The sequence below is a fragment of the Bacillus sp. FJAT-29937 genome, assembly GCF_001509555.1.
Lineage (GTDB): Bacteria > Bacillota > Bacilli > Bacillales > Cytobacillaceae > Cytobacillus.
Window position 1 is genome coordinate 207,634 of record NZ_LMAS01000005.1, and the last position, 23,591, is coordinate 231,224.

Sequence of the window (23,591 nt, forward strand, 5' to 3'; positions counted from 1 at the left end):
GATTACAATTAAAACTTAGAGAAATCGATTTTGCAAAGAATATTTATAATGGATGGCTAGTTTCGACTTTGTACTGCCATAGGTTTTGTACGGGCATCATGAGAGATCGAAGAAGTAGTTTTTTGGCCAGCATCTATTAATGGGGATGCTGGCTATTGGTGTTCTTGGGAAGTATTTAACAATACCCTTCGTAAGAAAATAATACTCTGTTTATCAATTGATTATCATTCATTTCAAAAATTCATAATATTACAAAATAGACTGTTATAATAATACAATAGAATAAAGATAGTTCTTTTATAGTATTAAGAATTAATAACTTTATTATTAAAGGGGGACTCAGGGTTGTATGATTTGTCTGAAGTTGGGAAGTGTGTTCCTTTTGGTGTTTTAGTTGTTGATATTAATGGAGAGATACATTATCAAAATGAAACTTGTCTGCATATTTTAAACACAGAAAATACAAACAAGAAATTTATTCAAGAGATTTTACCAGGGAACATTATTATTAAAGTGATTAAAGAAGGACAATTTGAGATAAGCGCTTATAATGAAACGGCATTATTGAATATCCCGATCAGTGCTGGGAAGCTAGGTATGATACTTTTTTTTCCTAATGATATTTATCATGAACTATTAAGTAAATCTCCGAGGGTAATAGATTTAAAACAAGAACTAGAAGCGATTATGAATTTAAATGGTGAATTAGTAACAATTACAGATGCGAACGGTATTGTTTTACGAGTTAGTAACGCTTGCGAGCAGATTCTAGGTGTAAAGGAACAAGACTTTATAGGAAAATCTGCGCCAATTATGGAGAAAAGCGGTGTGATTAGACCATCGTCTACTAAATATGTAATTGAGAACAAACGCAAAATTACGATGAATCAAGTTACAAAGTCTGGACGTCGTTTAATTGTTCATGCACATCCTATTTTTAAGGAGGACGGATCTTTACATAAAGTAATTAACATATCAAAGGATGTAACGGAAATTGAGAATTTACAAAAGAAATTAGAAGAAACGAAAAGTGTGTTGGATTATTATCAGCAAGAACTTCGTATTTTGAAGAAAAAAGATCAAGAAATGATTTATAAATCGAAAGCAATGGAAGGAGTATACGAACTAGCATGCAGGGTTGCTGATGTGGATGCGACTATTTTTATTCATGGTGAAACAGGGGTGGGAAAAGAAGTATTAGCAAGAACCGTCCATAATTTAAGTATTAGAAAAAATGCTCCTTTTGTAAAAATTAATTGTGCAGCTATACCAGATAGCATTATTGAATCTGAGCTCTTTGGATATGCCAAAGGTACATTCACTGGAGCCAATAAAGATGGAAAAAAAGGATTAGCTCTTGCTGCGCATGAGGGCACTTTATTTTTAGATGAAATTGGTGAGTTACCACTTCAGGTTCAAGCTAAATTACTTCAACTCTTACAAGAAAAACGGTTTACCCCACTTGGTGAAACAAAGCTTATCGAGGTAGATGTACGATTTATTGCGGCAACAAATCGTAATTTAGAGGAAATGGTACGGGAAGGAACATTTCGTGAAGATTTGTATTATCGTTTATTTGTCGTACCGATTACCATCCCTCCTCTATCACAAAGAAAAGAAGACATCCCTTTTTTAGTAAGTCATTTCTTAGAGATTAATAGTCAAAAATATAAGCAATATAAAACCATTGATAAAGAAGTAATCGAATTTTTTACGGATTATGAATGGAAAGGGAATGTGAGAGAATTACAAAATACGGTAGAAAGACTTGTCCTCACTGTTTCTGCTCAACATATTGAACTACAGCATCTACCGGAAAAGTTCCTTTTGTCTCCTTCCAGACAAGTTAGAGAAGTGTTGGAAAATGTAGATTTAAAACAAGAAGTAGAAGAATTTGAGAAACAACTCATTATTCGTGCACTTGAAACTTCATCAACGATGAGGGAAGCAAGTAAAAAGTTAGGTGTGGATGCATCGACAATTAGCAGAAAAGTCCGGAAATACAAAATTAATGTTGCAAAGTTGCAATTCATTATGTAACTTCGCAACTTTCTTTTTTTGTGCAATATTACTGAATTCTCCGAATATATGACCATTTATAAATTGCATATCTGCAATTTGGTTTAAAGCACTGAATAAAATCCCATACGAAAAATGAAAGAAATAAAGCAAAATAAAAAAAAGATTAATATGGAATGGGTCTGACTTAATTTAACTTTTTTATTTATCAAATGGGCTGACAGGGTGATATTATCAGCGTTTTTTATTTTAGTATGTATTGTATAAAGTGAAAGTTTTCCTAAAATGAGTTTTTCATGTTTGGATTTGGCATGGTACTTGCATTAATAAAAAGTATTACATTAAGGGAGGCACTGCACTATGAAATTATTTGGAGTAGACGTTGGTGGAACTTTTACTGACGTAATATTTAACGATACGGAACAAAGGATTACAGCCATTCATAAAGTTCCCACTACGATGGATGATCCTTCTACGGGAGTTGTACAAGGAATAGTAGAGCTATGTGAGCGTCAAAGTATTGACAAATCACAAATTGATCATGTTTTTCATGGAACAACGATTGCAACGAATGCAATTCTAGAGTATAAAGGTGCAAAAACCGGGATGTTAACAACAGAAGGATATAGAGATATTATCCATATTGGAAGACATCAACGTCCGCAGAACTACTCTATTATGCAAGATATCCCTTGGCAAGATAAACCTTTAGTTCAGCGTAAAGATCGTATTGCCGTGGCAGAAAGAATGGGACCAGTTAAAGACCAAGTTATTCTGCCTTTACAAGAAGATCAAGTACGTCAGGCTGTTTTGACGCTTAAAGAAAAGGGCGTTGAATCTATTATTGTTAATTTCTTATTTTCCTATATTAATCCAGGGCATGAACAAAGAGTCAAAGAGATCATTCAGGAAGAATACCCGGAGGCTTTTATCACGGTCTCTTCTGAGGTTTCCCCGCAATTTAGAGAATTTGAGCGTTTCACAACAGCATCTATTAATGGATTTGTTGGACCGAAAGTAAAAAACTATATTCAAAATTTAGAGGAGCGGTTAAAGGAATCAGGTGTCTCTGCAGAGCTTCATATTATGTGTTCAAACGGTGGAGTGGCAACTCCTAAAACAGTTTCCGAAAAACCGGTTAATACATTATTATCGGGTCCAGCTGCGGGTATTCTTGGAGGCGCCTGGGCAGGAGAGTTAACAAATCGTCAAAAACTAATCACTTTTGATGTCGGTGGCACTAGTGCTGACATTGGTATTATCACTGATAACGGCTATAGTGAATCCACTGCACGTGACACATGGATTGCAGGTTATCCTGTTATGGTTCCAATGATTGATATTCATACAATTGGAGCAGGTGGTGGCAGCATTGCTCATATCGATGAAGGCGGTGCATTTAAGGTAGGGCCAAGAAGTGCAGGATCACATCCAGGACCGGCTTGCTATGGACACGGAGGGTTAAAGCCTACAGTAAGCGATGCAAACGTTGTACTTGGAAGAATAGATGAGCATAACTTCCTTGGTGGAGAAATGAAAATTTATTCGAATGAGGCCTATAAAGTAATTAATGAGCTAGCCGGAAATCTGGATTTAAGTAGAGAAAAAACAGCAGAAGGAATCTTGCAAATTATGAATAACAATATGGCGAATGCAATTCGAGAAAAAACCATTCAAAAAGGAGAAGACCCTAGAGAATTCTCATTAGTTGCATTTGGAGGAGCAGGTCCCCTCCATGCAGTAGAAGTTGCTAAGATCTTAAATATTCCAGAGGTCATAATCCCACTATATCCAGGAATTAACTCAGCGACAGGATTATTGACTACTGATTTAAAATACGACGTTATTAAAACAGAATTTATGTTTAGTACGAATATGAATTTCTTTTGTTTGAACGAAGATTTTGGTGGTTTAGAAACGCAATTGGTTACACAATTAAAAGCGGATGGCATTGATGAGAATGATATTCAAGTGATCCGCAGCGCTGATTGTCGATACGCTGGTCAAGGGTATGAGTTACGGGTTGATTTGCCAGATGGTGTGCTCGATGAAGTAACGATTATAGAAGCATTTAATAATTTCCATGAAAGTCATAAATCTGAATATGGTCATAACTTCCTTGATAGCCCAATTGAAATTGTAAATATTCGTGTAACAGGTACTGGGTATATGCCAAAAATTGAAAAGCAGGCTATCCATCATGACCATAAACTTAAAGATGCAATGCTAAAAATTGGTGAAACAATTTTTAACGTTGACGGTAATCTTGAAAAAGTGGAGACGAAGTTTTACCAAAGGGAAAGAATTCCAGTAGGTGTAGACTTCCAAGGTCCTTGTATTGTGCTTCAAAAAGATACAACCACTGTCATTCCGCCGAACTGTTCAGCTTATATCGAGGAAAACGGAAATATGATTATCAAGGTAGGTGTATAGTTTATGACACAAATCAAAAATAAAAAAATCGATCCTATTACTGTTCAAGTAGTTCTTGGTGCATTAGAAAATGTTGCAGTTGAAATGGGGCATAAGCTTGCGAGAATGGCATATTCAAGCATAATCAGAGAATCAGAAGATTTTGGCTGTGCACTTGTTGATCTGAAAGGCCAACAGTTATGTGAGTCTTCGCATAGTACTCCGCTACAATCCGGCCCAATTCCAGGATACGTCCAAGGAATACGTCAAATCATGGAAGAACGCGGTGATACATTTAATCCTGGAGATGTGATAATGCATAATTCTCCTTATCATGGTGCGTCCCATGGACCGGATGTAGGTTTTTGTATCCCTGTATTTTATCATGATGAGCTGATAGGATTTTCAGTTACAACTGCCCACCATTTAGATATTGGCTCTTCTACTCCAGGAAGCTGTGGAATTGTTGATGCTGTTGATGCTTATGCAGAAGGTCTGCAATTTAAAGCGATAAAAGTATATGAAAAAGGAGTTAAAAATCGTTATATATGGGATTTATTAAAAGATAATATTCGTGCACCTAAATTGGTTGTAGGTGACATGGAAGCACAAATTGCAGCTGCTAAAATCGGTGTTCAAAGATATGTCGAGATAATTGAAAAGTTTGGATTAGAAACTGTTGAAGCAGCCAGTGAAGAACTAATGAATTACTCGGAAAAAATGATACGGGACGCGATAAAAAAGCTTCCAGATGGAGAGTACACAGCAGAAGGTAATTTAGATGGTTACTTAGATAGTAATGATCCAGCAAAGAAAGATTTGAAAATTCGAGTAACAGTTAAAGTAAGTGGAAGTGATATTACTGTCGATTTAACGGGAACTTCCCCTCAAGTGAGTGATAGGCCAATAAATATGCCTTTACTCGGAACAGTAGATATTGCGATTTATTTAACGTTACGTTCAATTTTATTAGATTCAACTATTTATGGAAATTTCCCGCAAAACTCCGGGTTGATTCGTCCAATCAAAATCGTAGCACCTAAGGGCACATTGTGTAATCCGATCTTCCCGGCACCTTCGATTGCTCGTTTCTGCTCTGGGAATATTGTGGCGGATACTCTAATGAAAGCTTTGGCACAAGTAGTTCCTCATCAAATTAGTGCAGGTGTTGGAAATCTGCAAGTGGTTGCTTTTAGTGGTAAAAAGGATGATAACTATTGGGTATATATGGACATTATGGAAGGGAGTTACGGAGGGCGTTATGGAAAAGATGGTATGGATGCTGTGGATACGTTGTACGCAAACACAAGGAATAATCCAATCGAGGACATAGAATCTCATTATCCATTAAGAGTAAACCGATATGAGTTAAAAGATCATGAATGTGCGCCAGGTAAGTGGCGTGGGGGAATTGGTTCTGTTAAAGAAATTACGTTTTTAAATGAAGGAAGTTTTTCAGTGGAAGCAGATGGGCATAAATATGCACCTTGGGGCTTTGATGGGGGATATTCTGGTTCAACAGGAAGCCTTCGTATTCGCGAAAAAGGAACGGGTGAATTAGTTCAACTTCCATCCAAACTTCCAAACAGAGCCGTGAAAACGGGAGATACCATTCAATTGGCTGGACCAGGTGGCGGTGGATATGGAAATCCTTTTGAAAGAGACCCTGAGAAAGTGCTAGGCGACTATTTAGATGGATTTATTTTAAAAGAAAATGCTTTAAAGGATTATGGGGTTGTTATTACAGATACAGGTGAGGTCGATTACGAGCAAACTTATGAAAGAAGAAAAAGTAAGTAACGAGTTTTCGTACTTCCAAGTGTTGTTTACTAAAGGAGGATGACATGCAAACAATTTGCAAGATTAATGGCGATAGAATTTATTCTCGTATTCTACGCCTAGGGGAAATTGGGAAAAATGATCAAAATGGTGTACATCGATTAGCTTTAAGTAAAGAAGATAAAGAAGCTCATTTATTAGTCTCACAGTGGATGGAAGAAGCAGGGCTAAGTGTTTCACATGATCATTTCGGTAATTTAATAGGCAGAAAAGAAGGAGAGAATCCTGATTTACCTGCAGTGATGATTGGTTCTCATATAGATTCCGTGCGAAATGGGGGACGCTTTGATGGCATTATAGGTGTCATTGCAGGGATTGAAGTTGTGCAGGCTATTACATCTGCTCAAATAGTTCATCAACATCCTCTTGAAGTAGTTGCCTTCTGTGAAGAGGAAGGCTCCCGCTTTAACGATGGACTTTTTGGGAGCAGAGGAATGGTTGGCAAAATAAATGAAAGTGACCTGTTAAAAAAAGATGAAAATGGGATTAGTCGATACGAGGCATTAAAATCATTTGGTTTTGGAGTAGATCCAGATCAAATCAAAGAGTCCATTCGAACAGATAAAGATATCAAATTATTTTTGGAGATGCATATTGAACAAGGACCAATCTTAGAAACAAATGGCCATGCGATAGGTATTGTAGAAGGAATTGCAGGTCCTTCCTGGTACAGCATTTTTCTTTCTGGTGAGGCAGGTCATGCTGGAACTGTACCGATGAATTTACGGCATGATCCTTTAGCGGGAGCAGCAGAAATAATATCTGAAATAGAAAGGCTATGCAAACAAGAACCCGAAAAAAAGACGGTGGGGACTGTTGGAATCATTCAGGCATTTCCAGGTGGAAGTAATGTTATACCAAGCTCTGTTGAATTCTCACTTGATTTAAGAGATATCGACTTACAACGACGAAAAAATGTATATGGGAAAATAGTAAACAAAGTACAAAATATATGTGAAAAAAGAGGATTGACATACAGAATCGAAAAACACTTAGATGTGGATCCGATAGCGTGTTCGGAAAATGTAGTCTACTCATTACGTGAGATTAGTAGGGAAAAAGGGATTGCTGCTCCGATTATGATTAGTGGTGCAGGTCATGATGCAATGTTAATGTCAGAAATTACGGACATCGGAATGATTTTTGTAAGATGTGAGAAAGGTATTAGCCACCAACCGAACGAAAAGGCTGAACAAAAAGATATTACACTGGGGACAGAGTTGTTGTTGGAGGCTGTGTTAAAGTTTGTTTAGAAATGTATGGCGGTCAGAAATGGCTGCCATACAAAAAGGTCATTTTGGTTCCTATATTCTGAAAATTCTATATTTTCAGTAAAAACTAGGCGTATAAAACTGTGGAGAAGTTATTGGAAAATCCCTCCTAATAATACTTACCAGATGATACTGAAAACTTTCTTCTAAGTTAAAAAATGAAATGAAAAGGAGATATGACCTATGAATCATGATTCAGAAAAGGGAATTAGTTTAACTGGTAAGGATATCATGCCTACTACAGACAATCAAAGAAATATTTCTACATTGGGCTTCCTAGTTTTATGGATTGGGATTGCTGTACAACTTGTCACTTTCATTGCAGCAGCACAGCTATACCCTGCCTTATCACCGACACAAATTATTGTTGCCTGCTTACTTGGTAATCTAGTTGTTGCTCTTCTTTTAACATTACTTGGAGATATAGGTATTAAATATGGTATACCGTATGCGGTTTATATCAGAGCCTGTTTCGGTTACCTTGGAGCGCACATACCTGCAGTGGTTCGTGCAATTCCCGCTATTTTCTGGTTTGGATTCCAAACTTGGATGGGTGCATATGCACTCAATGTCATTATGGAAATGTTAACTGGGTATTCAAACTTGATGATGTTAATTATTGTGTTTGGAGCCGTACAAATTATTAATACTGCCATGGGGATAGAGGCAATAACAAAATTTGAATGGTTAGCATCCCCTAGTATTTTAATAATCGGTGTTCTTTTACAGATTTTCATCATGAATCAACATGATTTAACGTTCAGTGAAATTTTTTCCAAAAGTGGTGAAGGTGGCGTATCCATGGGATTTGCTATTGTAGTCATGATGGGTACTTATATTACGATGGCACTAAATGCCCCGGATTTCACGCGCTTTTTAAAAACAAACATAGATAAGAATAAACCAAGTTGGTGGAAAGAGAATAAGGGAAGCTTTATTGGGCATACATTCGGTCTTGTTGGATCAATGTTATTGTTTACGGTTATCGGTTTAACCAGTGGTGTTGCAACTGGAAACTGGAATCCAATTGATGTAATGGTTCAGACGATGGGGCAGGATAATCCATGGTTGTTAATCGTGTGTTTAGCTTTTGTAATCCTAGCACAGTGGTCTACTAATATTAGTGCCAATTTATTGCCGCCAGGATATATTATTGTTAACTTTTTCCCGCGTAAAATAACATTTGTAACTGGTTCGATTATTGCGGGTGTTTTAGGATTGCTTCTTCAACCTTGGAATTATGCCGACTATGTTCCCCAAATACTAATGATAATTACCGCAACTTTAGCCCCTATCGTTGGAATTATGTTCACAGACTATTACTTTCTTAGAAAACGTAGGGTCAATATCCATGAACTTTATAAAGCTGGTGGACAATATAAATATTGGTACAATGTGAATCCTGCAGCAATTATTGCTTATATTCCGGCTGGTCTATCTGTTCTCCTATTTCCTGATTACGGCTTCGTTTCTGCCCTATTAATTGCAGCCGTATTGTACTATACATTAATGAAATATTGGATTTGCAAAGTATACGACCAGCCAGAAATTACGAATGAAAACTTTAAATTGGATCATCAAGAGGTTAAGAAGGAAGCATAAAGCGTTAGTCATTAAGAGAAGAGAGAACTCTGTAATAACTATGATAATTAAAAAACACTTTTATGGAGGAATAAAAATATGAAAATTAAAGTGATTAATCCAAATACAACGTGGGAAATGACGAAAGGTATTGAAAATGCTGCCAAGTCTGTTGCTAGGCAAGATACACAAATAATAGCAGTGAGTCCTCAAATGGGTCCAGCCTCCATTGAATCTTATTATGATGAGTATTTATGTATTCCTGGGGTGCTTGAAGAAATTAAAAAGGGAGAAGAAGAAGGAGTAGATGCGTTTGTAATAGCTTGCTGGGGTGACCCCGGTTTACAAGCTGCAAGGGAAGTTACAGATAAACCCGTGGTAGGTATCGCCGAAGCTTCAGTTTATTTAGCGTCAATGCTAGCTGCTAGATTTTCCGTTGTAACAGTGTTACCAAGAATTAAAACGATGTTAGAAGACCTTGTTGATTCCTATGGGGTAAGTAAGCGAGTCCTAAACATTAGGACGACTCCGATGTGCGTTTTAGATTTTGAAAGGGATCCTGAAGCGGGGATGGAAATGTTAAGACAAGAGGGGAAAAAAGCGGTTGAAGAAGATCAAGCAGAGGCTATTTTGCTTGGCTGCGCAGGTATGGCTGAATTTGCTAATAATCTTGAAAAGGAATTGGGAGTCCCAGTTATTGATGGGGTAGTAGCAGCAGTTAAATTTGCGGAATCTATTGTCGATTTAGGAAAGAAAACTAGTAAGTTAAAAACCTATAAATATCCAGAGAAAAAATCTTTTGTTGGTGCGTTGGAGAAGTTCGGAAAGAGTCAGTCTAAAATTAAGTAGTGGTTATAAGTAATTAGCAAAATCTAATAAGTTTAGAGAAATTTCATGTTAGATTCTCCATAAAGTTGGGCAAATTTTTAACTATCATAAATTTGCCTAACTTTTTTATAGAACAGCCGATTATTTGTTATGCATGCAATGATAGATTTAGATAACCTTGGTCTAATTCTCATGTTGGCGTACTTATTAAATCTTTTGGAAAGAATAAAAAAATTAAAAATGAGAGGTTGAGAGCTATGGGACAGAATGCTACGGATATTACAAAAGGTTCAAAAAGAGAATCTCTAAGTCCAGTATCAAATGAGAATAGATTATTTGGATTAACAACCTATATAACACTTTGGATTTCGTCTATGGTTGTTATCCAAATTTTTATGGTTGGTCAGTCGTTTCTGCCACCTGCAGGGAATTTGAATATTTTTCAAGCAGGGCTTGTTACAGTTATTTCTGCTTTGTTTTTAGGTTTTTTGTTTGTGATTAATTCAAGGCCTGGAATTAAATATGGGATTCCGTTCATAGTTCAAGCACGATCTTCATTCGGATATAACGGGGCGAGGATTGCTTCATTAATAAGGGTTTTACCTGCTGTATTTTGGTATGGAATTGGATCTTGGATTGGTGCCTCAGCGATGGAATTTGTTACACAAACGATTTGGGGATGGGGCAATATTTGGGTGTATTTTATTTTCTTCCAAGTTGTCCAAACGTATATTGCTTATTTTGGGATGAATACAATAAAATGGTTTGACTCCATACTATCCGTTGTTGTACTTGGCTTCTTAATTTATATTACAATTCAGCTTATTAATGTAGGTGGACTAAAAATAGCAAATACGTGGAACACAAGTGGCAGCTGGGGGATGCCATTTTTTGCGGCGATTACAGCATCTGTGGGTATCTTAATTACGGCTGCAATCAATAACGGAGACTTAAGTAGATTCCTTGAAAATAAGCCAGGTTATAATGCAATTGGGCACTTTGTTGGAATAGTACCAATGTATATCCTAATACTTGGAATAGGTGTATTATCCGCAGCAGCTACCGGGATATGGGATCCGGTTCAAGCTCTAGTTTCTGTTATCCCCAACCCTATTGTTGCAGTTGCCATGATGATTTTTATTATTGTTGCTCAAATTACAACTAATTTAACCATTAATATTAAGCCTCCCGCACTAGTTTTAATGGAAACATTCAATATTACCTGGGGATTGTCAGTTATTATTGTGGGAATTTTAAGTATTGTCACTTTTCCGTGGCTATTAATTTCAAGCTCTGTCTTTAACACTTTCATCTCTTTCTATTCAGCATTCCTTGGCCCATTATTAGGAATCCTTATTGCGGATTACTATTTTATTCATAAACAAAAGTTTAACGTTGATGCACTTTATGAAAATACAATTAAATATAATTGGTTAGGGCTTGGCTCGCTTGCCATTGGTGGAATTATTGGTGTTATCTTTTTACAGATTTCTTGGATGGTCAGCATGCCAATAAGTGCATTTCTTTACTGGGCTGGTTATCAATATCTTCCTAATTATAAATCGAGGAAACCAGGTAATGGGGTTGATGTAACATATTAACAATGATTAGTGGTTCTAATTGTTTGGGAAGTTTGAAATTGCATTGCTTGGTAAAAAAATTATACTATTGGAATATTTTATATGAATTAAGGAATGAGAGGAGAAAAATGGAGATAATTGACGTACCATTTAGTACTATTGCTTGGAATTCCATTGAACCTAAGTGGGACGATGGGGAGACTGGAAAGGCTTCATCGAAAACATTCGAAATTGGCAATTTACGTATAAGAATGATAGAGTACCCACCTAGATACCTTGCCGATCATTGGTGTAGTCGGGGCCATGTAGTTTTAGTACTTGAAGGAGATTTGGAAATTGAACTAGCTGATGGTCGTACTTTTCAGTTAAATACAGGTATGAGTTTTCAGGTTGCAGATGGTGCTGAAGCTCATAGGTTATCTACAGTATCTGGAGCTAAAGTTTTTATTGTTGATTAGTAAATGGAAGTGAAATATCATAAATTCTCAAGGACTACCTTGTTAAGGAGTAAGAACGTATATCCAACATTTTAGAATGTTAGAGGACCATAACAATTAAAAGACAAAAAGGCTTTCATTAGTTTAATAATTATTTAATCCCTTAATATTGGCTTATTTTAGCGTTCTGATATTAAGGGATTTTTTCATTAAGTTCCTGATCTGAAATTTTCAACATTTGTTTAAACATTGTCTAGATCTCACGAATACTAATACTTAAAAAGCATTTGCCATAAAATCCATAAGGAATCCTCAGCCCTCATTCCCCTTTTCCAATATACTTAAACGAGTAAATATGTGTCTTCGTAAGATCAATAACTTCTTCAATAAAATCCTCTTGTGTTTCTTTGAATCCATTTTGAATCCAATGATGAAGAAGTCCGTAAAAACCATAGGCTGTATAATGTTTAAAATAATCCATATTGACTGGGATCATGTTGATGGTTTCGAAAATAAACTGTTCCTTGTAGATTTTTAAGATCGTTTGAGGGAACCGTGTATGTAATCCTGGTAATGTGTCATCAAAATTAATCAGTTCAAAAAAATCCCGATTTTTATATATATAAGCAACGATATTAAAAGACGGCGCATTTAGCGTGGCCGTATATACTTTATGACCAGGCACATGCGGCTCGCCAACTGAAGCTTCTAACCCTTGAAGCATGCTAGCTAGTAAATCTTCAGCTAATTCAATTTTATCCAGGTAATGAATATAGAAGGTACTGCGATTATAAGCGGCATGATCCACAATGTCTTTTACAGTAACGGAATGATACCCCTTCTCTTTGATAAGTTCAATCAATGCTTGTTTTAAATGTTCTTTTGTCCGATTTTGTCGCTTGGATGTCGTCTTATGTTCGTTATTCATAAAAAATTCTCCTTCAAATAGACAAATTCACCATAAGTGTCTAATTAGTCGACACTTAATGATATCTTAATGATTGTTAAAAGTGAACAAAGTAGTAAAATTAAATTGTGAACAAAATAGCACAGATGTTAATCTGCTAGTATTTTTCACGAAAATATGTTATGGGGAATTTTAATACTTGGAGGGATTTTAAGATGGGGAAATTACAAAATAAAGTAGCTGTTATTACTGGTGGAGCATCTGGTATCGGAGCAGCGACAGCACGGTTATTCATTTCTGAAGGGGCAAAAGTGGTTCTTGTTGATTTAAATGAGGAAAAAGGGAAAGCTTTTGAAGCGGAATTGAAAGCGCTTAACGCTGAAGCCCTTTTTATTAAAGCAAATATTACGAGTGAAGAAGATGTTGCAAATGTGTTTAAACAAACTGTTGAAACGTTCGGCAAAGTGGATGTTGTTTTCAACAACGCGGGAATTGGACGTGTGCATCCTTCACATGAATTAGAGTACTCAGAATGGCGAAATACTGTAAATGTAGATTTAGATGGTGTGTTCTTAGTAGCACGTGAATCCATCCGTGAAATGTTAAAAACAGGCGGCGGTACGATTGTTAATACGGCATCGATGTACGGTTGGGTGGGGTCACCTGGTTCAGCAGCCTATAACGCAGCAAAAGGTGGCGTTGTTAACTTAACTCGTTCTCTGGCCCTTGAATATGCAGAACAAAATATTCGTGTTAACGCATTATGTCCTGGTTTTATTGATACACCTATTATTCCTGAAGAAAGCAAGCAAGCTTTATCTGCAGCCACACCGATGAAACGTCTTGGTCAAGCAGAAGAAATGGCAAAAGCAGTATTATTCATGGCTTCAGATGACTCATCATTCATGACTGGAAATAGTTTAATCGTAGACGGTGGGTATACGGCTCAATAATTAATTTGCTTCAAGTTTGAAATATTTTAGCTTTGGGAAAATTACTTGTACCATCTGAAACTAGGCAGAAAAAATGACGTTATTCTGCTATATACACTTAATTGAAGATGATTTAAACCGAGACAATCCAAAAGGATATCCAAACAAAGGGGGAAATTTTCAATGAGTAATCGTTTTGATGGAAAAGTGGTATTAATTACAGGTGCAGGATCTGGTTTGGGACAAGCTTCCGCTTTACAAGTAGCTAAAGAGGGAGCAAAACTTTCACTCGTTGATTTAAACGCTGCTTCATTAGAAGAAACAAAAGGGAAAGTGTTAGAAGTTGCGCCAAACGCAGAAGTGTTGCTTATCACAGCAAATGTGGCAGATGAAAATGCAGTTGAAAACTATGTAAAAGAAACAGTTGAGAAATTTGGGCAAATCGATGGCTTCTTCAATAACGCAGGGATCGAGGGAAAACAAAACCTCACAGAGGATTTTGGCATGGAGGAGTTCCAAAAGGTAGTGAATATTAACTTAAATGGTGTTTTTTACGGAATGAAGCATGTATTGAAAGTCATGAGAGAACAAGGTTTTGGCTCGATCGTTAATACGGCTTCTGTTGGTGGAATTCGTGGGGTAGGAAACCAATCAGGTTATGCAGCTAGTAAACACGGCGTGGTAGGACTAACTAGAAACTCTGGAATTGAATACGGTCAATACGGAATCAGCATCAAAGCCATTGCACCGGGAGCTATCATGACCCCGATGGTGGAAGGTTCATTAAAACAAATGGATCCAGACAACTGGGAAGAAGTAGGAAAACAATTTGTTGAGCCGAATCCAATGAAACGTTTTGGTAAACCGGAGGAAGTTGGTTATTTAGTGGCATTCCTGCTATCCAATCAAGCCAACTTCATCAACGCAACTGTTATTCCGATTGATGGCGGACAATCTTATAAATATTAATATTGGATCAGAAAGAAGCAGGAACCCTGTTTATTATTATGAATCGCTTAAAGGAAAATACTCACAGTGCATTGCTGCGTTGTGAGTATTTGTTATACATTAGAAACTATTTACTTATTGCGGCAGTGCGATTGCAGCTACTTGGAATGCTCTAATATTAAATAAACTTGGGCAAGAAAATGTAGCTATCTACGATGGCTCTTTGACAGAATGGGCAAAAGATCCGTCATTGCCACTCGAAACTTAGTAAGGGTATTAATTATAAAAGGGTAGTTGAAAGAGCATCTGCTATTACCTAAGCAGACGCTCTTTTTTTCGAGTTCTTCCAATAAATCAGCTTTAGCTCCAGAGTTGAAACGAGTCCTTTTCTGAAGGATTCGTTTCATATGGGAAAGAACATTTAAAATGGCTATAATGGTTCATTTGAAATAACCCAAGTGTTTTTTTGTGAAAGTCAGTATCTCCTTTCAATCCTATAGAGGAAAATTATGCTGAAACATTAAGATTTGTTTCGATAATGTGAATATTACGTAAGTACTGTTGAATTTTGGGGTAATTTGCATATAATGGGATTGTTGGAAATGATATTCTAATTTTTAGGAGGTAATGAAGATGGATAAACGCCCAATCTCTATTCCAGAAAACCCAGTATCCATGTTTTTATTCAATAATACGCAGTCTGCTTTTATTTGGCTTGTCATTCGTTTGTATGTCGGTTATGCGTGGATAAATGCAGGGTGGCATAAAATTACTGACGATAATTGGACAGGTGAAAATGCAGGTGGTGCCATTCAAGGTTTTGTTAAAGGAGCATTAGCGAAGGCTGCGGAAGGAAAAGATGTTACAGGCTGGTATGCCATGTTTTTAGAAAATATTGTCCTTCCAAACGCTTCTACATTCGGTTATCTCGTGGCCTACGGTGAAGTGCTAGTAGGTTTAGGATTAATTTTTGGCCTATTAACTGGTATTGCCGCTTTTTTCGGTTCGTTGATGAATGTCAGCTTCCTGTTTGCAGGAACACTTAGCACAAATCCACTTTTATTTATTTTGGCTACTTGGTTAGTAATGGCATGGAAAGTCGCTGGTTGGTACGGGTTAGATAGGTGGGCGCTTCCTTATTTAGGTACACCGTGGAATAAAGGCACTTCTATTATGAAATCGTCTATTAATAAGTCAAACTAAAATTGTATAAGGGATAATAAATAGTACCCAAGAGCTCTAGTCTATTAAACTAGGGCTCTTACTATTAGGAGACAGTGGAAACTTTGCAAAGTTGATAGGAGGCTTGATTGATAGAGGATATAGTTAATTAAATGGAAAAATGGAAGGCGGAAACTTTTTGAGGCCATACTAAGAGGTTTTCAGTCGCCTTTTGTTGAATTAGCATATAAATCTGAAAATTATTATATAAAAGGAGTAGATCGTATGTTTCCAATTGAAGAAGTCCGTCAGCAATTCCCAGCATTAAACCGTTATTATAATGGTAAGCAGGTTGCCTATTTCGATGGACCTGGAGGCTCACAAGTGGTTGAGAGTGTGATTGATGCGATGGTTTCGTATATGTCGAAAGGCGGGGCTAACCTACATGGAGAATTCCCTACAAGCAAAGAAACAGAGCATCACATTGAAAATGCCAGAAAAGCAATTGCAGATCTTGTTGGTGCCAAACCAAATGAAGTGGCATTCGGTCAAAACTCTACTTCTCTAATGTTCTCCATTTCGCGGGCTTTGTCTAAAACATGGACTAGCCAAGATAATATCGTAGTTACTGAAATTGATCACCGGTCAAATGTAGACTCATGGGCAACAGCAGCAAAAGACTCCAACACAGAAATCCGCTTTATTCCAGTAAATACAGAGACATTAACGCTTGATCTATCTCGATTACATGAGCTTATCGATGAGAATACAAAGCTTGTAGCCGTTTCACTAGCATCAAATGTGATCGGAACTATAACAGATTTAACAAACATTGCTGAGCGTGCTCATGAAGTTGGTGCTCTTGTAGCTGTGGATGCTGTACACGCTGTTCCTCACTTTTCGATTGACCGTGATCAATTAGGCGCTGATATTTTATTATGTTCTGCTTATAAATTTTTTGGCCCTCACATTGGAATGGCTGTGATTAAAGAAGAAGTGTTTGAGTGTCTCTCAGTATACAAACTGCAACCAGCACCGACCTATTTTCCCGATAAATTAGAAACAGGTACCCAAAACCATGAAGCCATTGTATCCATTGAAGCTTTGGTTAATTTTATTGCAAGTTTAGGAACAGGTTCAAATCGCAGGGAAAGAATTTTAAATGCCTTTTTATCAATAGAAGAATACGAAAATCAATTGGCCCGCAGACTTCGTCATGAACTTACAAGTATTCCTGAAGTCACTTTATACCAGGCACCAGATTCCGTTGCCAAAACACCAACAGTCGCCTTTACGATTAAGGAAGTCGATCCTGTTGAATTCTGTAAATGGCTTGCAGAAGAACATGCCATCTTCCTTGCAAGTGGAGATTTTTACGCATCTACTCTTGCCGATAAATTAGGAATCAATGAAACTGGCGGATGGATCCGTGCAGGCTTTGCTCCTTATAATACACAAATAGAAACAGATCGCTTAATTTATGCTATTCAATATTATGTAGAAACACATGTTGTAAATAGAGCGAATATTTAGGTAGAATGAGGTAGTGGGTCTATCATTATAGTGATGGGAAAAAACAGCTGAGTATACAAGCTGTTTTTTTATTGCAAATATAATAGACTTATTAAAACGACATAGGAGATGGATTAGATGAATGCAAAAATAAAAATGGCCATCTCCATGGCCATATTCGGTTCAATCGGCTTGTTCTCGGAAAAAACAGGTTTGCATTCGATTGAATTAGTTTTTATCCGTTGTGTTAGTGCAAGTATTCTTTTGGGGGCTATATGGGGGTTTAGTAGACTAAAAACAAATAAAAAGAGGGAACCTATTCCTCGCGGGGAATATTACCTTGCCTTATTATGTGGGTTTTTCCTAGTTGTCAATTGGGTCTTTTTCTTTCGTTCTTTAGAAGTGATGTCTATTACAGTAGCTGTGTCAATTTATCATTTAGCGCCAGTAATTGTGCTCCTTTTAGGCTCTTTCCTCTATAAAGAAAAATTAACAGGGATGGGACTAGTCTTTTTCTTAATTTGCCTCATAGGTACATTTTTAGTTGGGGGCATCCATCAACATACAAGTATTGCTGGATTTTTATCAACGGGTGTTTTATGGGCATTTGCTGCTGCCCTCTTCTATGCTCTTACTTCGATCACGGGAAAGGGCATCAAATTGCTCAATCCTTTGTTAACGACTGTTATTCAAACGAGTCTAGGTATTTTATTATTGCTACCGCTTGTGGATTGGTCATATTTTACTCAGCTTACTATGGAAAACTGGTTCTATATTCTAGTAACAGGATTTATTCATACTGGATTTGTCTATTACTTATTTTTCGATAGTTTACGTGAATTAAAGGCTCAAACCATTGCCATTTTAGTCTTTGTGGATCCGGTTGTCGCCATCTTGCTTGATGTAACGATCTTGAGCTATCGTCCTGACGTCTATCAGCTTCTTGGAATATTGCTAGTTTTTGCAGGGATTAGTTATTCTCCTAAAAAAGAAAAAAGTGTAGAAAAGCCTAAATTTATTCGTACAAACTAAAATTGCAGTTTAAGGGAGTTTTAGTCAAATAAATAGTAGAATAATTTATCGGATATTATTTCAGATAGGGTGGATAATAATGAATGAAAAAAAGAGACAAATCTGTAGTCATTATGAAACTACGATTGATCGGGTAAAAAAATATTATAGTTTATCAGAGGATAAATGGCGAATGCCAATAGAAGAGGGAAAATGGACAATTGCTGAAGTAATTGGCCATTTAATTCCTTGGGATGAATTCATTTTAAAGCAGCGTATTCCTTATTTTTTCCAAGATAATCAATTGCCTAAAGGTCCGGATGCCGAAATAGTTAATAATCAGGCAGCTGCCAAAAGTCGGGAAAGGTCAAAGGAAGAAACAATTAATAAATTTATTTCCGTTAGGGAAGACCTTATAGGTGCATTAAAGAATTTCGAGGATAGCTTATGGGAACAGGAATTTACTATAGGTGATTCAAAACTTTCCTTGTATAGTTATTTTTCAGGAATGGCTAAGCATGATATACATCATTTTGAGCAGATTGAAAGGATTGTTTAATACTGCGTGCTGTCTTTTTCATAGAAGACGGAAAACTAGGAGGTACCGAAAATGTTTATTGTAAATGTTGAGGCTGCTATGTGGAAAAATGGCAAGTGGCTAATCATTGAAAGAAGCAAAAAAGAGGAACATGCTGGTGGTTTGCTCTCTCTCGTCGGAGGAAAGGTGGAAATAGAAGGGAATTCCGCTGACATATTAGAAAGGACGTTAAAGCGCGAGATTTTTGAAGAAGTCGGTGTAAGGGTACAAGACAGGTTAGGTTTCGTACATAGTACATCCTTTGTCACGGATGCTGGTGAAAATGTTGTGAATATTGTTTTTCTTTGCGAACATGAATCGGGCGAAGCATTCCCTAAAAGCCCTAATGAGGTGGAACAGGTACTATGGTTATCTGCCGAAGAAATATTTAGCCATGCCCAATCACCAAAGTATTTAATTGAAAGTATAAAACGTGCAGAATCTTTAATTGGAATTCGTTCTTTAAAGTAATTAACAGTATTTTTTTAATTATTAAATTTCATTTAGAAAAACATACTAGAACAAAAGAAAACCACCCCGCGCCGTCGCAAGCAAAAGGGTGGTTCTCTAGATAAGAATTAAATTATTGGTTGACAACAACCACCCTGATGGTAGAGGTTGCAGGGAGAAGTGTTTGCGCACTTCTCCTTTTTATTATATTCCTATATATACGAAATCCCTAATATAAAAGCAATTTGAATGGTTAAACTAGAATAGCTAATATTATGTAAATCTTAGGAGATGAGATTTATAAAAAAAAATTATTGCTCGTTTCCTGTGTAAACCTGGAACGTAACACCGAACTTATCAGTTACGACTCCGTAAGCTGGACTAAAATCTGTTTTTTGTAGAGGCATGCTTACTTGTCCACCGTCTTGTAACGATTCAAAAACTTGGTGTGCTTGATCTGCATTGTTAAGAGTAATGCAAATGGTTACTTGACTTCCGATTTGATGTGGCTGACCAGGGAAAATATCGGAAAACATAAGCTCCGACTCTCCAACTCTTATCGTTGCATGTGAGACAAGATCTTTTGCTTCTTCTGGTAACGGGAACTCCGGGTTAGGAGGCATTTGTCCAAATGTAAGAATCCCCATAACTTCAGCGTTAAAAACCTTTTCATAAAATCCAATTGCATCTCTTGCGTTTCCATCCATCATTAAATACGGAATGAATTTAAATGACATGGCTACTCAACTCCCTAGATTAAGATCATATTTTGTAGGGCTCGTCCACTAATACCGTGAATTTCACCCAATAATCATTTTATCCTATTATTTTAATAAAAAACATTAGATTTTCATTAAATAGTTATAAGATTCAAAAAATAAATGATAAATTCCCTTTTTCTCTTCAGGAAAAATGAATTGGCTATTGGTGATAAGATAGCAGGTAGGGGATTGTAAATTTCGAATCCCATCCAAGCAATCGATCGAAAGAAATACAAAAACTTCTAGGAAGTTAGAAAGGAGACGCGCTTAAATGCAAAAAAAGTCCGCTTTAATCGGGTTTGTTGCAGGGATGGCTTCAATAATTCTCTGGCTTGTTTTTAACTTCTTTAATCCATATACAAATCAGATTAGCTATGAAACTATGTTGACCACTTTCCTGATGCTGGTTCTTCCTGCTTGTTTAGCGATATATTCCTTTTATAAATCAAAAAAACTTTTCGTGTTCATTGCGTTCATTTGGTCATTGCCTCTATGTTTATACATGCTAATGACACCTGGTATATTTCTTCTATTTGGAATTACAAGTTTTATGTATCTTATAAGCTATGAATTCATGAGAAAAAGTTATATTTAGACCAATTAGATAGAATCCCGACTCTTTCTTATAAGCTCTAAATATTGTATATCACCTAGCCCATAATCGGGGAATTTCCTCATCAGATCATACATAAGCTCATTTTCAGATACATTTGGATAACTTTTAATATACAGCATGAGGTCACTATCTTCATTTTGATAACTCAAATAAAGTTCAATCCCCTTTTTTAATGGTTCAGGGTAAATAGCGGCAGGCATCGTTTTATCGATCAAAACCTGTTTGTATAAGGTTTGATATCCATTAACTTCAAGTGTGAATGTTTCCAAGTGCTCATAATGGTCATTTATTAGATGAAGGTCAATTGGCTGTAAGTATTGTGTTTCGTTGAGCCATGCGAGAATCGTAAGGACATTGATCTGACAGAACATATCAGGCCCAAACCATAATGCTAGGTGTGTATAGTCTTTACTCAAAAGAGGCTGCAAAGGCATAAGGGTGATTTCATGATATTGGTCGGAAGTAACGTGATGAACCTTTGCACGAATGGCGGCAAATTCGTCTGAAAAAAGATTGGCGGATGTGTTTCCATAACACATCGCTTCGTTAAACGGAACCATTGTCTCTTGTTGAAGATATTGTGTTTTCTTAAAATATTTGTACATTTCTTGTCCATTTAATATGTTTAATTTTTGTATTCGAGTCATGTTTCTACCTCCTCATTATTACAGAATATCATGATTGAAATAGGTTAACAAACTAGGACGTTGGATTTTTGTGGTAGTTTTTTTAAGAAGGAAAATGGAGAAAAAGTGGGTAAGATGGAAAGGAGTTGGCTTGAAAGATGATCGAAAAAAGAATTCAACTAGAAAACAACTTGTGCCTTAACATTCAATATTCAATAGAAATGAAGGAAAAACCTGTTATCCTTTTCAGAAAGGCTTTTTTTAGCGGATAAATGAGAGGAAACTCTCCAAATATCGAACTAAAGTTGAGTTCGTTAACGACCTTAAGGCACCATTAATGAGACAAGGACTTTGGAATGATCATTTCAGGGAATACCTTGAAAGCTGTGCAGAGGTACTGGCAGATGGAGGCATTGAGCATTTCTATAAGAATCATGTAAGAACTGAATATATACAGAAATATTGGGATATCCGCTTTGAAGAATATTATCAGCAAATCACATGTCCTGTTTTATTTCTTCCTAGTGAAGAAGAATCGAAAAACCCAAAAATAAGGCATAGTCTTAATTATTTTGTGAGTTTACTAGATGAATATGAAGTTTATCAAATTGAAGGCTCTATACATGCTTATGTTTGGATGCAGCATCCAATTGAATCGGCTGGTGTTGTTAAGGTTTTTTTAGAGCAGCTTCAAATCAAAGGATAACGTAAGGTATACAATAGGGAAAAAGCAGGGGCATTTTCTTTTAAAATGATAATGCCCTATTTTAATGTTACTTACTTCATAGTAAAGACTCTAAGAAAAATTATTATTTTCTAATTGGACGTTCGAGAGTTAAAATTTCATCTTCCAGTGAAGATAATTGCTGTGAGACTAAATGTTTAACATCTGTAACGGCAGCATTATAAAAATGGGGGGCAAGTGATTCCTTAACGAATTCTAATACACTTTCTGCAGCAAATTCTGATATTTCCTCGTCCCGCTCCTGCAAAAAGAAATGTTGAATGTCTGCAATCATTAATTGTTGTTGATCTTTTGTGAGCTTAATAAACAAATTAGAACACTCCTTCAAAAAGTTATTATAGGTAATTAAACAAGGTGATTTGATTATTTTGTTTGAATAATAGGAGCTATTTTTTCAATACTGTTAGTCCAGATGCCCCCACTATAATTTTTCGGAAGACGCTCTAAATCTTGTTCTTTATCAAAACCTTCCGACCATCCGCCATCTCCTGCTACAATGATGACTCTGGAATCCACCTTATCCATCCGATTTATAAACTTATTTGACCATCCCCAAATCCAAGGAGCGTATTTCTCTGGTAGATGTATTTGTGTATGATGGCAGGAAGAGGGGACATAGCCTGTCCAACCAATGGCGATATAAGGCAGCATACAGCTTTTTAGGGTAGCCATTGACATGACACGAAGATGTGGAAGCTGATTTTTTAAAGCTTCGATTGGCTGGTCGCCGCCATAAACCGTTAATTGACTTAAGCGTTCCTTTGGCAGTTCAGAGAGATATTTTGCAAGCTGCATTCCTTCTTCAGGGTCATTACTTTTTATATGAATGAGAAATGACTGATTTGGAAAAAATTCCAGCACCTCATCAAGTGTTGGCATTAGCCCAACGCCTTTGCCACGAAAAGGATACGTTTTCCCATTATCAGCCGTGTATCCATATCCTATATCCAATTGTTTTAATTCTTCCATCGTGTGTTCCCTTGCTAAACCTTCCCCATTCGTCCGGCATTCAAGTGTCCAATCATGGAAAACAGCAAATTTGCCATCTTTGGTTAGCTGAACATCAAATTCAACGATGTCAGCACCTGCCTTAAAGGCTGCTTCCATTGAGGGAATTGTATTCTCCAAAAATGGATGTTCAGGCTCATAAATCCTTTCAGCCGTACACGTTTCACCCGTGATTCCTTCCATCGGGAACGTTTGAGCCATCCCTCTGTGTGCTAATAATAATGGAGGCTCATCAGTGGCCTTCGTAAATAGAGAGCTATTATTAAAAAACATGAAAGCTGCTAAAACCAATATAAATATAGAAAACCTTTTGGCGAATCGTTTTAACTTCTTCATAATACCTCCAATATTCATATGGACATACCTTCCA

At 36.7% G+C, this 23,591-nt stretch carries 21 protein-coding genes and 1 pseudogene; 17 read left to right on the forward strand and 5 right to left on the reverse strand.

The window, feature by feature from the left end; all coding sequences use genetic code 11:
• Nucleotides 1–345: 345 nt before the first annotated feature.
• The 8 genes from AR328_RS13060 to AR328_RS13095 all read left to right on the forward strand — a co-directional run bounded on the left by AR328_RS13060 (nucleotide 346) and on the right by AR328_RS13095 (nucleotide 11,988).
• Nucleotides 346–2,040, forward strand: coding sequence for a sigma-54 interaction domain-containing protein (locus AR328_RS13060; protein ID WP_066295545.1), 1,695 nt, complete (start codon nucleotides 346–348; stop codon nucleotides 2,038–2,040).
• A gap of 339 nt (nucleotides 2,041–2,379) precedes the next feature.
• Complete coding sequence (locus tag AR328_RS13065) at nucleotides 2,380–4,452, forward strand: hydantoinase/oxoprolinase family protein (RefSeq protein WP_066295546.1); 2,073 nt, start codon at nucleotides 2,380–2,382, stop codon at nucleotides 4,450–4,452.
• A 3-nt stretch (nucleotides 4,453–4,455) separates the two neighbouring features.
• Entirely contained in the window at nucleotides 4,456–6,231 is a 1,776-nt protein-coding gene (locus AR328_RS13070) for a hydantoinase B/oxoprolinase family protein (protein ID WP_066295548.1), read from the forward strand.
• Between the two features lie 44 nt (nucleotides 6,232–6,275).
• Nucleotides 6,276–7,523 carry a Zn-dependent hydrolase gene (locus tag AR328_RS13075; protein ID WP_066295551.1) on the forward strand — a complete coding sequence of 416 codons (1,248 nt, stop codon included), beginning with the start codon at nucleotides 6,276–6,278 and terminating at the stop codon, nucleotides 7,521–7,523.
• A 201-nt stretch (nucleotides 7,524–7,724) separates the two neighbouring features.
• Complete coding sequence (ncs1, locus tag AR328_RS13080; RefSeq protein WP_066295556.1) at nucleotides 7,725–9,143, forward strand: NCS1 family nucleobase:cation symporter; 1,419 nt, start codon at nucleotides 7,725–7,727, stop codon at nucleotides 9,141–9,143.
• A gap of 78 nt (nucleotides 9,144–9,221) precedes the next feature.
• On the forward strand, nucleotides 9,222–9,971 hold the full coding sequence (locus AR328_RS13085; protein WP_066295559.1) for an aspartate/glutamate racemase family protein: 750 nt from the start codon (nucleotides 9,222–9,224) through the stop codon (nucleotides 9,969–9,971).
• A gap of 236 nt (nucleotides 9,972–10,207) precedes the next feature.
• On the forward strand, nucleotides 10,208–11,551 hold the full coding sequence (locus tag AR328_RS13090) for an NCS1 family transporter (protein WP_066295560.1): 1,344 nt from the start codon (nucleotides 10,208–10,210) through the stop codon (nucleotides 11,549–11,551).
• 107 nt (nucleotides 11,552–11,658) lie between these two features.
• Nucleotides 11,659–11,988, forward strand: a complete 330-nt coding sequence (locus AR328_RS13095; protein WP_066295561.1) for a DHCW motif cupin fold protein — start codon at nucleotides 11,659–11,661, stop codon at nucleotides 11,986–11,988.
• A gap of 298 nt (nucleotides 11,989–12,286) precedes the next feature.
• On the opposite strand, the gene AR328_RS13100 is transcribed toward AR328_RS13095, so the two are convergent.
• Entirely contained in the window at nucleotides 12,287–12,895 is a 609-nt protein-coding gene (locus tag AR328_RS13100) for a TetR/AcrR family transcriptional regulator (RefSeq protein WP_066295562.1), read from the reverse strand.
• Nucleotides 12,896–13,089: 194 nt separating this feature from the next.
• Here AR328_RS13100 and AR328_RS13105 point away from each other — a divergent pair, with 194 nt between their 5' ends.
• The 8 genes and pseudogenes from AR328_RS13105 to AR328_RS13135 all read left to right on the forward strand — a co-directional run bounded on the left by AR328_RS13105 (nucleotide 13,090) and on the right by AR328_RS13135 (nucleotide 19,486).
• Nucleotides 13,090–13,827 carry an SDR family NAD(P)-dependent oxidoreductase gene (locus AR328_RS13105; protein ID WP_066295564.1) on the forward strand — a complete coding sequence of 246 codons (738 nt, stop codon included), beginning with the start codon at nucleotides 13,090–13,092 and terminating at the stop codon, nucleotides 13,825–13,827.
• 162 nt (nucleotides 13,828–13,989) lie between these two features.
• Nucleotides 13,990–14,775 carry an SDR family oxidoreductase gene (locus AR328_RS13110; protein ID WP_066295565.1) on the forward strand — a complete coding sequence of 262 codons (786 nt, stop codon included), beginning with the start codon at nucleotides 13,990–13,992 and terminating at the stop codon, nucleotides 14,773–14,775.
• Between the two features lie 103 nt (nucleotides 14,776–14,878).
• Nucleotides 14,879–15,022, forward strand: a pseudogene (locus tag AR328_RS23080) (rhodanese-like domain-containing protein); the annotation flags it as partial.
• Nucleotides 15,023–15,387: 365 nt separating this feature from the next.
• Entirely contained in the window at nucleotides 15,388–15,957 is a 570-nt protein-coding gene (locus tag AR328_RS13115) for a DoxX family protein (RefSeq protein ID WP_442854449.1), read from the forward strand.
• A 243-nt stretch (nucleotides 15,958–16,200) separates the two neighbouring features.
• On the forward strand, nucleotides 16,201–17,448 hold the full coding sequence (locus AR328_RS13120; RefSeq protein ID WP_066295571.1) for a cysteine desulfurase-like protein: 1,248 nt from the start codon (nucleotides 16,201–16,203) through the stop codon (nucleotides 17,446–17,448).
• A 117-nt stretch (nucleotides 17,449–17,565) separates the two neighbouring features.
• Nucleotides 17,566–18,459 carry a DMT family transporter gene (locus AR328_RS13125; protein ID WP_066295573.1) on the forward strand — a complete coding sequence of 298 codons (894 nt, stop codon included), beginning with the start codon at nucleotides 17,566–17,568 and terminating at the stop codon, nucleotides 18,457–18,459.
• A 79-nt stretch (nucleotides 18,460–18,538) separates the two neighbouring features.
• On the forward strand, nucleotides 18,539–18,997 hold the full coding sequence (locus AR328_RS13130; protein WP_066295575.1) for a DinB family protein: 459 nt from the start codon (nucleotides 18,539–18,541) through the stop codon (nucleotides 18,995–18,997).
• Between the two features lie 51 nt (nucleotides 18,998–19,048).
• On the forward strand, nucleotides 19,049–19,486 hold the full coding sequence (locus AR328_RS13135) for an NUDIX domain-containing protein (RefSeq protein WP_066295576.1): 438 nt from the start codon (nucleotides 19,049–19,051) through the stop codon (nucleotides 19,484–19,486).
• A 290-nt stretch (nucleotides 19,487–19,776) separates the two neighbouring features.
• Here AR328_RS13135 and AR328_RS13140 read toward each other — a convergent pair whose 3' ends face one another.
• Together AR328_RS13140 and AR328_RS13150 are read right to left on the reverse strand one after the other, a co-directional pair.
• Nucleotides 19,777–20,202 (reverse strand): VOC family protein, encoded by a 426-nt coding sequence (locus AR328_RS13140; protein ID WP_066295577.1) that lies wholly within the window; start codon nucleotides 20,200–20,202, stop codon nucleotides 19,777–19,779.
• Between the two features lie 624 nt (nucleotides 20,203–20,826).
• A complete protein-coding gene (locus AR328_RS13150) occupies nucleotides 20,827–21,489 on the reverse strand; it encodes a hypothetical protein (RefSeq protein ID WP_066295583.1) in 663 nt (220 codons plus the stop codon).
• Between the two features lie 316 nt (nucleotides 21,490–21,805).
• On the opposite strand from AR328_RS13150, the gene AR328_RS13155 reads away from it, so the two are divergent.
• Nucleotides 21,806–22,174, forward strand: a complete 369-nt coding sequence (locus AR328_RS13155; protein WP_066295585.1) for a hypothetical protein — start codon at nucleotides 21,806–21,808, stop codon at nucleotides 22,172–22,174.
• A 103-nt stretch (nucleotides 22,175–22,277) separates the two neighbouring features.
• Here AR328_RS13155 and AR328_RS13160 read toward each other — a convergent pair whose 3' ends face one another.
• Nucleotides 22,278–22,523 (reverse strand): DUF2164 domain-containing protein, encoded by a 246-nt coding sequence (locus AR328_RS13160; RefSeq protein WP_066295588.1) that lies wholly within the window; start codon nucleotides 22,521–22,523, stop codon nucleotides 22,278–22,280.
• A 53-nt stretch (nucleotides 22,524–22,576) separates the two neighbouring features.
• Entirely contained in the window at nucleotides 22,577–23,557 is a 981-nt protein-coding gene (locus AR328_RS13165; RefSeq protein WP_066295935.1) for a glycerophosphodiester phosphodiesterase family protein, read from the reverse strand.
• Between the last annotated feature and the right edge of the window lie 34 nt (nucleotides 23,558–23,591).